This window comes from Pseudomonas sp. lyk4-R2A-10, assembly GCF_030209075.1.
In the GTDB taxonomy this organism is placed as follows: domain Bacteria; phylum Pseudomonadota; class Gammaproteobacteria; order Pseudomonadales; family Pseudomonadaceae; genus Aquipseudomonas; species Aquipseudomonas glycinae.
The window spans coordinates 507456-521778 of record NZ_JARVSR010000010.1 but is presented as its reverse complement, the minus strand read 5'-3'; the positions used below and the strand labels follow the sequence as shown (position 1 = coordinate 521778).

At 58.8% G+C, this 14323-nt stretch carries 11 protein-coding genes; 2 read left to right on the top strand and 9 right to left on the bottom strand.

Annotation, left to right across the window (positions count from 1 at the left end; translation table 11 throughout):
• Positions 1-30 precede the first annotated feature (30 nt).
• From QRN46_RS15830 to QRN46_RS15815, 4 genes are read right to left on the bottom strand one after another with little or no spacing between them, the layout of a single operon-like run.
• Positions 31-1116, bottom strand: coding sequence for a polyamine ABC transporter substrate-binding protein (locus QRN46_RS15830; protein ID WP_011334090.1), 1086 nt, complete (start codon positions 1114-1116; stop codon positions 31-33).
• A 56-nt stretch (positions 1117-1172) separates the two neighbouring features.
• Positions 1173-1517, bottom strand: coding sequence for a cupin domain-containing protein (locus tag QRN46_RS15825; protein WP_011334089.1), 345 nt, complete (start codon positions 1515-1517; stop codon positions 1173-1175).
• A 30-nt stretch (positions 1518-1547) separates the two neighbouring features.
• Positions 1548-2954, bottom strand: coding sequence for an NAD(P)/FAD-dependent oxidoreductase (locus QRN46_RS15820; RefSeq protein WP_285355780.1), 1407 nt, complete (start codon positions 2952-2954; stop codon positions 1548-1550).
• Positions 2955-3005: 51 nt separating this feature from the next.
• A complete protein-coding gene (locus QRN46_RS15815; RefSeq protein ID WP_285355778.1) occupies positions 3006-3821 on the bottom strand; it encodes a helix-turn-helix domain-containing protein in 816 nt (271 codons plus the stop codon).
• 263 nt (positions 3822-4084) lie between these two features.
• Between QRN46_RS15815 and QRN46_RS15810 the strand changes: the two genes are divergently transcribed.
• Positions 4085-4357, top strand: a complete 273-nt coding sequence (locus QRN46_RS15810) for a DUF1652 domain-containing protein (protein ID WP_011334086.1) — start codon at positions 4085-4087, stop codon at positions 4355-4357.
• 57 nt (positions 4358-4414) lie between these two features.
• On the opposite strand, the gene QRN46_RS15805 is transcribed toward QRN46_RS15810, so the two are convergent.
• The gene (locus QRN46_RS15805; RefSeq protein ID WP_201818654.1) at positions 4415-6889 is read right to left on the bottom strand and encodes a UvrD-helicase domain-containing protein; all 2475 of its coding nucleotides are present in this window, start codon (positions 6887-6889) and stop codon (positions 4415-4417) included.
• A 278-nt stretch (positions 6890-7167) separates the two neighbouring features.
• Between QRN46_RS15805 and QRN46_RS15800 the strand changes: the two genes are divergently transcribed.
• Entirely contained in the window at positions 7168-7863 is a 696-nt protein-coding gene (locus QRN46_RS15800; RefSeq protein WP_011334084.1) for a pirin family protein, read from the top strand.
• Between the two features lie 61 nt (positions 7864-7924).
• Here QRN46_RS15800 and pgm read toward each other — a convergent pair whose 3' ends face one another.
• From pgm to QRN46_RS15780, 4 genes are all read right to left on the bottom strand, one after another.
• Positions 7925-9571 carry a phosphoglucomutase (alpha-D-glucose-1,6-bisphosphate-dependent) gene (gene pgm, locus QRN46_RS15795; protein WP_285355776.1) on the bottom strand — a complete coding sequence of 549 codons (1647 nt, stop codon included), beginning with the start codon at positions 9569-9571 and terminating at the stop codon, positions 7925-7927.
• A gap of 76 nt (positions 9572-9647) precedes the next feature.
• Positions 9648-11078: an aminotransferase-like domain-containing protein gene (locus QRN46_RS15790; RefSeq protein ID WP_285355775.1), complete on the bottom strand. Its 1431-nt coding sequence runs from the start codon at positions 11076-11078 to the stop codon at positions 9648-9650.
• A gap of 49 nt (positions 11079-11127) precedes the next feature.
• Positions 11128-12582: a hypothetical protein gene (locus QRN46_RS15785; protein ID WP_011334081.1), complete on the bottom strand. Its 1455-nt coding sequence runs from the start codon at positions 12580-12582 to the stop codon at positions 11128-11130.
• A 547-nt stretch (positions 12583-13129) separates the two neighbouring features.
• Positions 13130-14152, bottom strand: coding sequence for a zinc-dependent alcohol dehydrogenase family protein (locus QRN46_RS15780; RefSeq protein WP_285355774.1), 1023 nt, complete (start codon positions 14150-14152; stop codon positions 13130-13132).
• Positions 14153-14323 lie beyond the last annotated feature (171 nt).

Sequence of the window (14323 nt, the reverse complement as noted above, 5' to 3'; positions counted from 1 at the left end):
GGCTGTGGTGCCGCCCTCGCCTGTTTTTCTTCAGCTGCCAGTACGAATCTTGTTCCACACCCGCGTGCGGATCCGGTCGATGTTCAGCGGCATCGCTTCCAGTGCGAACAGCTTGCCCATCATTTCCGGGCTCGGATACACCTTGGTGTCGTTCTTGATCGCCGGGTCGATCAGGCTGTCAGCCTGTTCGTTGCCATTGGCGTAATGCACGTAGTTGCTGATGCCGGCCATCACGTCGGGCTGCAGCAGGTAGTTCATGAACGCGTAGCCGGCCTTCTCGTCCGGCGCGTCGGCCGGCATGGCGACCATGTCGAACCAGATGGCGGCGCCTTCCTTGGGAATCTCGTAGCCGATGTCGATGCCGTTCTTCGCTTCTTTGGCGCGGTTTTCCGCTTGCAGGATGTCGCCGGAGAAACCGACGGCCACGCAAATGTCGCCATTGGCCAGATCGCTGGTGTACTTCGAGGAATGGAAATAGCTGACGTACGGCCGCACTTTCATCAGCAGTGCTTCAGCTTTCTTGTAGTCCTCGGGGTTCTTGCTGTGATGCGGCAAACCCAGGTAGTTGAGCGCCGCCGGCAGCAGTTCCGGGCCGTTGTCGAGGATGGCCACGCCGCACTTCTGCAGTTTTTCCATGTATTCGGGTTTGAAGATCAGATCCCAGGAATCCACCGGCGCGTTGTCACCCAGCACGGCCTTGACCTTGGCGACGTTGTAGCCGATGCCAGTGCTGCCCCACAGGTACGGAAAACCGTGTTCGTTACCCGGATCGTTGGTCTGCAAGGCCTTGAGCAATACCGGGTTGAGGTTCTTCCAGTTCGGCAACTGGCTCTTGTCGAGTTTCTTCAGTGCCCCGCCCTCGATCTGCCGCGCCATGAAGTGGTTGGAGGGAAACACCACGTCGTAACCGGATTTGCCGGTCATCAGCTTGCCGTCGAGGGTTTCGTTGCTGTCGTAGACGTCATAGGTGACGCCGATGCCGCTGGCCTTTTCGAAGTTCTTGGCGGTGTCCGGCGCGATGTAGTCGGACCAGTTGTAAACCTTGACCGTATCCGCCGCCTGAGCGAAGGAGACGGCGAGCATCAAGGGTGCGAGCGCGAGGGTCTTTCGGATCATGGATCGATTCCTGTATTGGCTATTGTTGTTGGCAGGCAATCAAAAGGATCAAAACGTCAGAAAATCAGGACATAGGTCTTGCGCACGGTTTCTTCGATGTCCCAGATTCCGAGCGTATTGGCCGGCAACATCAGTGCGTCGCCACCTTGTATGTGCAGGGTTTCGCCGCCGTCGTCCGGGGTGAACGTGCAGCGACCGGAAATGAAATGGCAGAACTCCTGAGCGGTGATCTGCCGGCGCCAGCGACCGGGGGTGCATTCCCAGACGCCGGTTTCGACGCCGTCGTCGCGCTCGACGCTGGTGGTCGAGGCAATCGCCACCGGCGTGCCGAGCGGCACGGCCACCGGGTTGGACTCATCCAGTTGCAACGTGGCGGTGTTCTTGAATTGGGTGATGCTCATGGCGTTACCTGTCTCGTAGTAAACAAACGTTTAGTGCATGAAACCTTCCATGAACCCGGCGACCTGGCTGGCAAGCTTGCGCCGCCAGGGCGCGGTCGCCGGGTTAGCCAGGGTCTGGTCTTCGTGGACGAAGCTCTTGATGATCGCGTTGTAGCCGAGCCAGCGGCACGGTTCCGGCTCCCAGGCCCGCAGCGCGTGGATCCCGCCGTCGGGCAGCACCCACGGCTGATGCGTCAGCTCGGTGTTGCGCTCGAGAATCAGATCCGCAAGCGTGCGCCCACCCAGATTGGAAGCGCCGACACCCTCCCCGCCATAGCCGCCGGACAGCGCGATGCCGTTGGCCCGGTCACAGAGCATGTGCGGTTTGAAATGCCGGGACATGCCGAGATTCCCGCCCCAGGCGTGGGTGATCTGGACGTTTTTCAGTTGCGGGAACAATTCGCCGAACAGGTAGCGGCGCAGCTCGACTTCATCGCGGGTCAGGTCGAAGTTGTGGCGCAGCTTGCCGGCGAACTGATAACCGCCACGGGCGCCGAAAATCAGCCGGTTGTCGGCGCTGCGCTGGCCGTAAGTGACCTGACGGCTGAATTCGCTGAAAGCCTGGCCTCGACTGAGGCCGATTGTGTCCCAGGTCGCGGCGGACAACGGCTCGGTGGCGACGATCAGGCTCTGCACCGGTAATTGATAACGCCCCAGCGGTGGCAGCGTGACGGAATAACCTTCGATGGCCGGGACAATCCAGCGGCTACGCACGCCGGCCTTGTCGGTACGCAGGCTGCCGGCCTGCCAATGGGTCACCGGGCTGTTTTCGTAAATCTTCACCCCCATGCTTTCGACGGTTCGCGCCAGGCCGCGCACCAGTTTCGCCGGGTGAATGGTCGCCACATGCGGGGCGAAGATGCCCCCGTAGGGTTTGGCGATGCGCAACTGCTGCGCCAGTTGCTCCGGGCTTAGCCAGCGGTAATCGTCGTCGGTCAGTCCCTGGGCGTGGAGTTTTTTCAGGTAGTCGCGAAGACTGACTTCCTGCTCGGGATAGCGCGCGGCGCAGTACAGCACCCCGCCTTTGCGGTAATCACAGTCGATGCCTTCGCGTTCGAGGACGACTTCTACTTCATCAGGAATGCTGTGCAACAGATCGAACGAAGCGCGACGTTGTTGTGCGGACAGGCCCGCCAGCAGGCGATCCTCACCCAGCAGATTGCCCATCAACCAGCCGCCATTGCGACCGGAAGCGCCGAACCCGGCGGTTTGCGCTTCGATGATCGCGATGTTAAGGCTCGGCGCCTGTTGCTTCAGGTAGTACGCAGTCCACAGCCCGGTATAACCGGCGCCGATGATCGCCACGTCGACGTCCAGGTCCTGCGCAAGCGACGGGCGCGCGGTCAGCGGCTCGTCGAGTTGATCCATCCACAAACTGATAGTGCGCCACGCCGGCATGCAAGACTCCGCCAATCCAGGTTTCGATGGCGTCGATCCTAGAGGCAGAACTCAGGGATTGTCTTGCGCGCGTGTCCGCAAAGAAATTTGCTTCGCATAGGCCTTGGGCGACTGGCCAGTGTGCTGGCGAAAGCAGCTATAGAAAGCCGACAGCGAATTGAACCCGGCGGCGAAGGCCAGTTCATCGATGCGCAACGGCGACGTGGCGTTATCCAGCGACTGCAACAGATGTTGCAGGCGCGCCTGATTGACGTAGCGGTAGAAGCTTTGCCCCAGCACCTGATTCAACAGGTAGGAAATCTGGTTACGGCTGTACCCGCACTCCTTCGCCACCCGTTGCAGATCGAGCTCCGGATCGAGATAAGGTTGCTGACGCTGGAAGTATTGTTGCAAGTCATCGGCCATGAAACTCAGCTGACGGGGCGACAGGCCCAGGCGACTCGTCGCCGGTCGCTGGCGGGTTGCCGTCAAGCTATCGGCCTGTTCGCGCACCAGCGAAGCATATTCGTTGACCCGCCAGATCTGTCCTTCCTTGACCGTGATCGCTTCACTGGAGCGAAACGACACCAGGCCGTTACCGCCGCGCAACGTCACTTCGTATTGAATGAAGGCGGTGTTGCCGTCGATACGGATGCGGTCGCAATGCTCCAGCGCTTCGTCGGACTCGCGCGGCATGCTGACCCGGACGTACTCGCGCAACTCGTCGAGGCCGAGCACACGATTCTGGAAGAAATCGTTGTACTGGATGTCCGGGTGGTACAGCGCCATCACGCCATCCAGGTCCCGGTGTTTCCAGCACAGGTGATAGCGCATGACCGTTTCGGCCGTGGCCCGGCTCTGTTCCGGGCCGTCATCGTCGGCGTGCATAAGAGACTCATGGAAAAAGAATCGAGCTTGCCCAACTTCTGGTGTTGCTTCAACAACCGACAGTGATAGCACTTTGCCGAAGGTCGCGATGGACAGTGACTTACATCAAAAAAATCTCGGCAATCGCTAAATCGACTGAAAATTCTCACGGGAACTTCACATCCAGATGCTACTTTTAAAGGCAATCAACGGTTGGGCCAATGACGGCTCTTCCCACCTACCATGAGCGAACGGAAGCGCTCGATGAAGAAGGCGGGCAACACATGAATAAAGGGTCAAGCAAGGTCACGTTTCCCAATGCCTGCCAGCTGATGCGCTGGCATTTTCATCCCATGGGTTTCGAGGCGACCATGGATGCGCCGGGCAGTCTGGTCGCGCGTCTGTTCGATCGGGCCAGCGGCGAAACCCTGATCGCGATCGCCGGCATCCCCTGTGCCACAGTGATGAACGCGGCGGATGTGGAGCGAATAATCGAAGCCGTTGAGGACGAGCTGGAGGCATTCATTCCTCCTGAATCCCTCAAGAGTTATGCGTAACTAGCTGATTTAAAATAAAAAGCCCGCTTTGTGCGGGCTTTTTCATGGGCATTGGATTCAGGCCGTTTTCTTTTCCGGACGATGATCGACGAAGAACGGTTTGCCTTTGGCAACCCGGTCGGAAGCTCGAGGCATATTGACTGCCTGGGTGTCTTGCGGCTCGACGTACCAGTAGCAATGGCTGACTGCGCGAGTGATGCCGACGTAGGCCAGGCGCAGGATTTCGTCTTTTTGCGCACTGTCATAAGGCTCGCTGTCGCCGGCCTTGCCCAGTCCGGCCATGCGATACACCTGATTCTTGTATGGCGAACTGGTCAGGTGCTGGCAATCGCCCAGCAGGAACACCGCGTCGGCCTGCAGACCTTTGGCACTGTGATAGGTCAGCTGTTTCAGGCGACGGGACTCATAAGGCAAGCTCGAATCCACATTAACTACATGCTGAATATGCTGTTCTATCAATAACTTATCGCTGCTTTTTCGATAGAGCATCAGGATCGAATCGCCGTTTCGATAGTGTTCCGACAGGCGCTGGCCGAGTGCCTGATCGTCGCGCTCCAGCACGTTGACTGGCTGCAACGGCCTCTCCTCGCCGCTGGCCTTGGCCTTCTTGCCCGGGATCGCCGGCGCTGCCCGGACGATGTGTTCCGCCGCGTCGATGATGTGCTGATGGCTGCGATAGTTATCGCTGAGCATCACCCGGGTCGTACTCGGCGACGGGAATTCCTTGTTGAATTCCATGAAGTAGCTCGGCGAACTGCCGCGCCAGCCGTAGATCGATTGCCAGTCATCGCCTACGCAAAGCAGCGACGATCGCTGTGCGCCTCGTCCAACGTGCATCGCGGGGCCGCGACTGCGGATTTCCGAGAGGCTGGCGCGAATCCACGAGACGATCTGCGGTGAAACGTCCTGAAACTCATCGATCATCAGGTGCGACATCGGCCGCAACAGCTCATCACTGAGCAGTTTGAAGTTTTCCGGTGAGTGCTCGCTGAACAGTGCAAACATGCGGTTGTAGGTCATGACCGGCGGCTTCTGATCCAGCAGATGATCTTCCAGCGCGCGCCAGAACAGACTTAAAGCCTCGAAGAAAAACCGGTCCGGATCATCCTTGGCGAAACTCATGCGGCCAACAGCGTCCGGCACATCCAGCCCCAGATTTTCGATGAAGCCGGCGGCGGCGACAAAACAGTCGAGCAACGGCGCGGAAGCCAGCTCGCCCTTGACCTTGTAATCGAAGCCGGGACCGGCGCTGACATCGCCTGCCAGCGTGGCCAATAAACGTTTTGACGATTCGTAACTATCCAGCCAAATCAGTGGCTTACGACAGAAAGCTTGAAACAAGGTGCGCTTGACTGCCCACTCTGCACGCACCGTCAGCTTGGCGTTGGGACGGCAGACCTGCGGGTTTTCCCGAGGGTCGAAACCCAATACCACCCAGGCGTCCAGGCTCGGAATGTAGCCGTGGCCATGGAAAGATGCGCCATTGATTTCGAATGCCTGGCGACTCGGTTCGATACCCTTGATCGGCCAGGCACCGGCGCGGAGCCACATGTCCTCGATCATGTCGCACAGCTCTTCATCGCGGCGAGCCGCCAGCTCCGTTACAGCGACGCGCTTTTGCACGTCCGGGTGATCGCGTTCCAGCTCCTTGAGCTGCAAGGCGTGCCGGGACAGCGGCTGGATCAGTTGCGCAAAGCGCGGGTCTTCTTTGTAGAGACGGTGGTAACAGGCGTTGAGCTGCTGGCGCTGCGCGTCGTTGATGCGCAGATCGAACGGATTGCTGTCGACGTCTTCATCCGCACCCGGCGCGCGGTGGCTGAGGTTTTCGAATGCCTGCAAGCGCTCGAACCCCGGCAGGCTGCGAACCATCGGCAAGATCCGCGAGTGGAAGGTGCGCACCAGATCCCGCGCGTCTTTCTGACTCAGTGCCCGGCCCCACAATGCGAACAGTTCGATCAGTTTGTTGATGAAGTCCTTGCGCGACTCGCGGGTGAAGGTCACCACGGTCATCGAATCGAGCTCGAAGCCCAGGTAGTGAGTCAGCAGCAGGATCCGCAGCACCAGCGTGGTGGACTTGCCGGCTCCGGCGCCGGCAATCACCGAGGTTGACGGGGTATCGCTGAAAATCATTTTCCATTGCGCCACGCTTGGCTGGGCGTGGGCTGGCAGCAGGCGCGCGACATCGGCTTTCATGCGCTTCTTCAGTTCTGCGCTGAGCGGCAGACGCCAGTCGTCGAACAAGTGATTATCGATACCCGGCGGGCGATGCTCGGTATTGCGACTGTCGCGGATCAACAAAACCTGACGACCCTCTTCCAGGCCGTCAGCCTTGCCTTCCTTGTACCCGTAATCCACGCCGGCGGTATGCCCGCTGCGAAAGCCGTCGGCCTGGCCGTGCAACCACGAAGCCCGGTGCTGGGCGCGCAGTTGCGTCAGACCGTGACCAAGGAAACGCGCCGCCAGGCGTTTGAACCAGGGCATCTCGGCCAAGGGACGAAGTTCGGGAGGAAGATCGGGGGTGTGTTGCGCCACGCTGACGGACTCCGGATGTGAGGCTGTTGAGAGCTATGGTGTCTGCATTTGCTTTTTTGTTCTAGCGAAATGCTTACAGGTCATTGGTTTAGGCGATGAATTGAAGGTGGGATGAGACGGTTTCGAGCCTTTTTCATATCAACCGATTCGATTGGAATGCCGCAGTTTTTACGCTTTTTCTCGATGGTTGACTGATAGATGATGGCTGCCATCAATCACCGGTCTCGCTTCGTGGCTCAGGCATCGCGCCCCATGACGAACCTTTTGAGGAGACGATCATGCTTGAACTCAGACCCTTCAGCTCGCTGGGCGGCGCCCATCACGGCTGGTTGGATGCCCATCACCATTTTTCGTTCGCCGAGTACTACGATCCGCAACGCATGAGCTGGGGCAACCTGCGCGTGTGGAACGACGACATCATTGCCGCCGGCACGGGCTTCCCTACTCACCCGCACCGCGACATGGAAATCATCACGTACGTGCGTGAAGGTGCGATCAGCCACCAGGACAACCTGGGCAACAAGGGCCGCACCGAGGCTGGCGACGTGCAGGTCATGAGCGCCGGCACCGGAATCGCCCACAGCGAATACAACCTGGAAGCCACGGACACCAAGATCTTCCAGATCTGGATTCTGCCGACCGAAACCGGCGCACCGCCGTCCTGGGGCGCCAAACCGTTCCCGAAAGGCAACCGCGAAGGTTTCGTGACCCTCGCCAGCGGCAAGGACGGTGACGATCAAAGCCTGCGCATCCGCGCCGACGCACGTTTGGTGGCGGCCAATATCAAGGCCGGGGAAACCGCTGAATACCGTCTCGATGCCGGACGTCGGGCGTATCTGGTTCCCGCTACGGGTGTCATTGAAGTCAACGGCTTGCGCGCACAAGCTCGAGACGGTGTGGCGGTGGCCGATGAACAGGTGTTGACCGTCACTGCGCTGGAAGACAGTGAAATCGTGTTGGTGGATCTGGCCTGATCGGCGAATCGCGGGTACAAAAAAGGGCGGCCTCAGGGTCGCCCTTTTCCGTTGCCTGGATTTACTGGATGCTGATCGCACCGTCTACCAGTGTTTGCGCTTCAGCCACCAGTTGCTTGAGGTGGTCGTCGCCGATGAAGCTTTCGGCGTAGATTTTGTAGATGTCTTCGGTGCCCGACGGACGTGCAGCAAACCAGCCGTTTTCGGTCATTACTTTCAGACCGCCAATGGCCTGATCGTTGCCCGGCGCCTTGCTGAGGATACTCTCGATCTTCTCGCCCGCCAGTTCGGTCGAGGTGACCTGTTCCGGCGACAGCTTGCTCAGCAGGGCTTTCTGCTCAGGATTGGCCTTGGCGTCGACACGCACCGAGAACGGTTCGCCCAGTTCGTCGGTCAGCGCGCGGTAGGCCTGACTTGGGTCGCGGCCGGTACGGGCAGTCATTTCAGCAGCCAACAGGGCCGGAATCAGACCGTCCTTGTCGGTGCTCCAGACACCGCCGTCCTTGCGCAGGAACGAGGCGCCGGCGCTTTCTTCGCCGCCAAAACCCAGTGAGCCGTCGAACAGACCATCGGCAAACCATTTGAAGCCGACCGGCACTTCGTACAGGCGACGGCCCAGACGCTTGGCCACGCGATCGATCAGACCGCTGCTGACCACGGTTTTACCCACGGCCGCGTCGGCACGCCATTGCGGACGGTTCTGGAACAGGTAGTCGATCGACACCGCCAGGTAGTTGTTCGGTGCCAGCAGGCCACCGGACGGCGTGACGATACCGTGACGGTCATGATCCGGGTCGCAGGCGAAGGCCACGTCAAAGCGTTCTTTCAGGCCGATCAGACCTTGCATGGCATGGCTGGACGATGGGTCCATGCGGATCTGCCCGTCCCAGTCGACGGTCATGAAGCGGAACGTCGAATCGACTTCCTTGTTCACCACGTCCAGGTCCAGACGATAGTGCTCGGCAATCGCCGACCAGTAGCGCACCCCTGCTCCGCCCAGCGGATCGACGCCCAGGCGCAGTTTGGCACCGCGGATGGCATCGAAATCGATGACGTTGATCAGGTCAGCGACGTATGTGTTGACGTAGTCGTGACGGTGGGTGGTTTCGGCCTTGAGCGCCTGCTCGTAGCTGATGCGTTTGACGCCGGCCAGTTTGTTGGCCAGCAGTTCGTTGGCCTTGGCTTCGATCCACTTGGTGATGTGGGTGTCGGCCGGGCCGCCGTTGGTTGGGTTGTACTTGTAGCCGCCGCTTTGAGGCGGATTGTGCGACGGGGTAATCACGATGCCGTCGGCAAGGCCCGTGGTGCGACCACGGTTGTAGCAAAGAATGGCGTGGGACACGGCCGGTGTCGGGGTGTATTCGTCGCCTTCGGCGATCATCACGGTCACGCCGTTGGCCGCCAGCACTTCCAGGGCGCTCGCCCCGGCCGGGGTCGACAACGCATGGGTGTCGATGCCGACGAACAGCGGCCCGGTGATGCCCTGGGCTTCGCGATACAGGCAGATCGCCTGGCTGATAGCCAGAACGTGCCACTCGTTGAAACTCAAATCAAAGGAACTGCCCCGGTGCCCGGAGGTGCCGAACGCCACGCGCTGGGTGGAAACCGAGGCGTCGGGTTGACCGGTGTAATACGCCGTAACCAGTCGCGGGATGTCGACCAACAGTTCTGCCGGTGCCGGTTTGCCCGCAAAAGGACTGAGTGTCATGCAAAACCTCTGAAATAGAGTGGTTCAGGAAATTACAGCGGAGTTTACTGGCAGTTTGACCAGAGTGCGATGGGGGCTATCCGGTACAAACCGAGTGTTTGGGTGAATTCGTGCGCGGAGCCAGTCGTAACGCATCCCCGAGCAGTCCGACAAGTATTAACAACGCCTCCTCGTCCCCGCCGATCACGCCGAGACGCAGGTTCTGCGCATGCAGGCCCTGGATACTGAACAACTCCCCAGGTGCAATCAATACGTTTTGTTTCAGCAGCCGTTGAAACACGGCGTCCATCGCTACCGCATGCCGGGATTGCAACCAGATCGTTGCGCCGCCCTGTGGCTCGACGACATCCAGCACATCGCCCAGGCGCTCGCGAATGAGCTGCACCCATTGCGAACGCCGCTCCCTGAGCAGTCGTTTCAGTATCACCAGATGCTGATCGACTCGACCGCTGGCATAGAGACGCGCAATGGCTTTCTGGCGGATCGGCGAGAGCCGGAACGAACGCAGCAGGAAGTGACGCTGCAGAGCATTGCGCCATTGGCGTGACAGCACAAAACCATAGGGGGCTTCGACACCAATGTGTTTTTCGAAGCTGGAAAACACCAACAAGCGGTCGGGATCCAGCAACTCGCGCAGAGGTTGACCTCCAGCATCGTCCAGCAACTCGCCATGACAGTCGTTTTCCAGTACCCAGATGCCATGACCGATGAGCAACTGCGCGACAGCATGCCGGTTGTCCTGAGGAAAACGGCTGCCGTGGGGCATGCTCAATCTGGAAGACAACAGGATCAGCCGAACAGGTTCGATCTTGAGCAGTGTTTCAAGTTGCTCTGTATCAAATGTGCCATCAGGCTGCAGTGGCAGTTCAATGACTTGTACGTCAAAAGACTGAAGCAGACGCAGGACCGCCCAGTTGCAGGGGGATTCGATCAGCACCGTTGCATGTCGCAGTTCAAGAACTGCAATCAGGATTTCCAGCACCCCCCGCAAGTCGGCGCCGATGTAGACGTCTTCGGGATGCCAGCAATGTGTCGCCGAGGCGGTATAGCGGGCAGCCAGAAGCGTGCGCAGTTCCAGCTCGCCGCAAGGCTGCGCGGCTGTCTGCAGATACCGTGGATACTGACGCAACAGTTCTCGCTCCACCATCAACAACGGGCTGTCCAGAGGCTGGGCCGCCGCCGGGTCATCACCGCTCAATACGCGCATGCCGTTGCACCTGGCACTTACGCAGACCGTTTCCAGCAGATCGTTGCCACCTCCCGGCGGCATGAACGATGGCGTTGCTTGTGCAAAATAACCTGATTTGGCTACGGAGTAGACCCGGCCTTCCTTCTCCAGCAAGGCATAAGCGTACTGAATGGTCGAGATGGACACGTTCAGTCGCTCGGACAACTGCCTTAGTGACGGCAACCTGATCGCTCCTTGATTGCCTGGTTCATCGATCAACTGAGTCAGATAACGATAGACAGCCTGATAGGCGAAACCCGATTCTCGTGATGCACTCATGAGCCAGGGTCCGCAGGCATTTTTCCTTGTCCGGGCAATACGTTCACACTCAGCCTTCCGCCTTGCGGTCAACATGTGAAGTCTCATGACCTGATACTTCAGCGGTACTCGCTGCCTGTTCGTCCATCCGGATGCCATCCATTGCATACAATCGGTTGATCAGTCTTACGGGCAGTCCACTGACATCGGTCATCCATTGCAGAACCTGCTCCGGAGCGTGCAGTCCCTGCATCGCCCGGTGCAACTCCGGCATCGCGACCAGCATGCCGGGGTGGCAGGTGCGCAAAAACCGCTCAAGACCAGCGGCTCCATCGATGAAAGGGGCAAATATCAGGCATATCAATTGCGCCTCACTGAGGCCAAAGTTCCGCTGCAGGGAAGAGGTAGCGTGCGCGCGCTGCTCGGTGAGGTTGGACAGATTGCCGAATGTCGAAAGGAAACGGTCACAAAGCTGCTCGGGGGTACCTTTGCGACGCATCGTTGCCAGGCACTGCTGCAGGTATTCCGTGACACCGACCTCGTAGTTGCGACCTTCTACGTAGCTGGCCTGCAGCCCGCTCAGATAAGCGCCGACCAAAGGATCGGCACATTCACCGGGGCGTGGTTCGAACATCAGCTCGTCGGCCTGAAAGCCCAGGAAATCGCTGAGCAACGGCCATCGCTCCTCCATCTTGCCAACGACCATATCGTCGATGCCGATGTAGCTGGTTCGCCGACAGGCTTCAAACTCGCCAAGCGGCCGCCACTGAGTCAGTTCCTTTTCGGGGTAGAGTTCGCGGTAATAATCGCCGCCCATGTTGTCGAGCAGACGGAACAAATCGGCGAATCCACCGGCCGTTCGTGGCAACGCGCCGATGCTTGCCTTGCGCGCCGCCCGATCCAGGCCTGCGATGAATTGCTCCTGCTGGTACACGCTGTCACTGGCTATCAACGCATCGACACCATTGCCCCAACGTGCAACCTGACCGTAGAACTCGGCTGTGCTCAGGTACAACTCATCCCACAATGCCAGGCTCTCATTCCATGTGCGACGATGCCCCAGCATCAGCAGGTTGAGGCGACCGGACTCGCGCCCTTCTTCGCTGACGCAAACCTCATGGTTGAAGGGCAGAACCTCGCGATGATCCACCATCAGTAGCTCCACCCTTGGATCGTCATACAGGAACAGTGCGCCGAAGCTACGATGCATGTTGTGCAGCGCCGACGTCGGTGCGCCGCTCCAGCGCAGGGTGGCGACACGCAACTGGAAAGTGGCCGGAGCGCGTCCTGCGATGCTCAATTGCGCCGCACGCAACAGGGCCAGGCTGTAGCAACAGTCACGTGTGCCGGATTGAGTCACCATGACCTTGAATTCGCCGATGCGGTCCATACCGCCGGCAGCCACCGCCAGTCGCTGTATCAATAGTTGCAAAGCCGTGCGCTCGGCTCGGGAAAAAAAACTCAGCAGGCGTTGCAAAACTTGCTGGTAGACATAATTCATTGCTTGATCATGGATCGTGCTCATCAGTACTTCACCCGGTATCAAAGGTTTTATATCGCGCGGCCACGAATGGCGGACGCACGATCACTCTTCATTAATTAATAGACGCTGAAATGCTAACACTTAAGTTTTTGTAGTTATTTGAAACAGTTGAGCGCGTAGTATTTCAGGATCTTGAGCGACATGGCTGAAAGCCCCGCCTTGGCTGGGCCGGCTGCAAGAACGGGCTTTCCTAGGAAACTTCTTACAAGCCCCTGCACATAATGAGCACAAGAAAAAAAGAAGGGATTACATGGCACCCCTACAAACTTTAAACAGAAGTTTGAGGGGCGATGATAAACAGCCGATTGATACTGCACGGAACAAATAGAATGCACAGACATAGCTCATTCCTTGAGATGAAAGTAGTCATTCAATTATCAGGGTCTGGAGGGCAATTAGAAGATACAGATCGAGAGCAAAAACCAGTTCAGTTGCTGAACGTCCCCAGGCGTCTGGCCCAGGGATTTCTCGATATCTGAAGGATTAAACGCACAAGAGTCCGTGGGGCCACGGACTCTGAATGGGAAAGTCAGGCAGTTTCGATTTGCAGAGCAACCCGCTCGCGGCATGGGCACTCGTCCATGTAGCGGTGAGCTTCGACAAACTCGTTGAACGGAAACACCCGGGTCTTGAGCGGCAGCAGCACACGGTCAGCGGTGAGCTGGTTGATATCACGCAAGGCACGCTGCAAGGCGACGTGGTCCTGAATGATGCCGAGCTCCGGTTTGCCGGTGAAGTTGCCGATGCAATGTACGAAGAACTGAATGTTCTTCTGGAACGCCGCACAGGCCGGGAATGGCGTCTGGTTGCCGCCCTGCAAGCCGTACAGCACCAGGCTGCCACGCGGTGCCAGCACATCGCCGAGCAGCGACATCTGTGGCCCGCCGAGACCATCGAACACCACGTCGACACCGCGGTTGTCGGTGATCTTGTTGATCCGCATCAACAGGTCTTCTTCTTCGGTGACGATCACTTTCTCGGCACCGAGCGACAGCAGGTACTCACGTTCCTCCGCTGTTTTGGTGGCAGCAATCACCCGCACACCCAGCGCCTTGCCCAACTGGACGAAGGACGGCCCGGCGCAGTGGCTGGCGTCGGTCACCAGGGCGAACTGCCCGGGTTTGACCCGTGCCAGATCAACGTAACCGAAATAGGCGATCAACAGCGGCGTGTAATGCACGCTGGCTTCAATCGGGCTGAGCACATCCGGATAGCGGGTCAGCGCGGTACGCGGCAGAACGATCTGTTCGCCGTAGACCGGGTAATCGTTGGGGCTCTCGGCCGGGAAGCTGGCCACCTTGTCGCCCACTGCCAGATCTTCGACGCCATCGCCGATGGCCGTGACCACGCCGGCCATTTCATGACCCAGGCCTGAAGGCAGGCGCGCCTGGGACGACGCCAGATTCTGGCGCCAGAGCGTGTCATACCAGCTGATGCCGATCGCCTCGACACGCACCTGCACTTCGCCAGGACCTGGCTGAGCAGCCGCATGCTCTTCGCATTTGAGCACCTCGGCCGGACCAAACTTGTGAAAACGGATCGTGCGGGACATCGCAAACCTCGTCAAAGTAACCTCTAATGCCATGAACTCTATCTGGGCTTTCCAGCCAAGACTATCAGTGGCTATTAATAGTCGACATGCCTGTCATTGATTCCGCAGCATGGTCAGCATTGAGAAAATCCATGAAAAAACTGCTGCCGCCTTCTCAGTAAAGCTGAATTA

What these genes read in the sequence shown, in the direction of transcription:
- QRN46_RS15820 (WP_285355780.1), bottom strand. Translation starts at nt 2,954, where the DNA reads ATGCCGGCGTGGCGCACTATCAGTTTGTGGATGGATCAACTCGACGAG.
- pgm (WP_285355776.1), bottom strand. Translation starts at nt 9,571, where the DNA reads ATGACACTCAGTCCTTTTGCGGGCAAACCGGCACCGGCAGAACTGTTG.
- QRN46_RS15830 (WP_011334090.1), bottom strand. Translation starts at nt 1,116, where the DNA reads ATGATCCGAAAGACCCTCGCGCTCGCACCCTTGATGCTCGCCGTCTCC.
- QRN46_RS15785 (WP_011334081.1), bottom strand. Translation starts at nt 12,582, where the DNA reads ATGAGCACGATCCATGATCAAGCAATGAATTATGTCTACCAGCAAGTT.
- QRN46_RS15790 (WP_285355775.1), bottom strand. Translation starts at nt 11,078, where the DNA reads ATGAGTGCATCACGAGAATCGGGTTTCGCCTATCAGGCTGTCTATCGT.
- QRN46_RS15825 (WP_011334089.1), bottom strand. Translation starts at nt 1,517, where the DNA reads ATGAGCATCACCCAATTCAAGAACACCGCCACGTTGCAACTGGATGAG.
- QRN46_RS15810 (WP_011334086.1), top strand. Translation starts at nt 4,085, where the DNA reads ATGAATAAAGGGTCAAGCAAGGTCACGTTTCCCAATGCCTGCCAGCTG.
- QRN46_RS15800 (WP_011334084.1), top strand. Translation starts at nt 7,168, where the DNA reads ATGCTTGAACTCAGACCCTTCAGCTCGCTGGGCGGCGCCCATCACGGC.
- QRN46_RS15780 (WP_285355774.1), bottom strand. Translation starts at nt 14,152, where the DNA reads ATGTCCCGCACGATCCGTTTTCACAAGTTTGGTCCGGCCGAGGTGCTC.
- QRN46_RS15815 (WP_285355778.1), bottom strand. Translation starts at nt 3,821, where the DNA reads ATGCACGCCGACGATGACGGCCCGGAACAGAGCCGGGCCACGGCCGAA.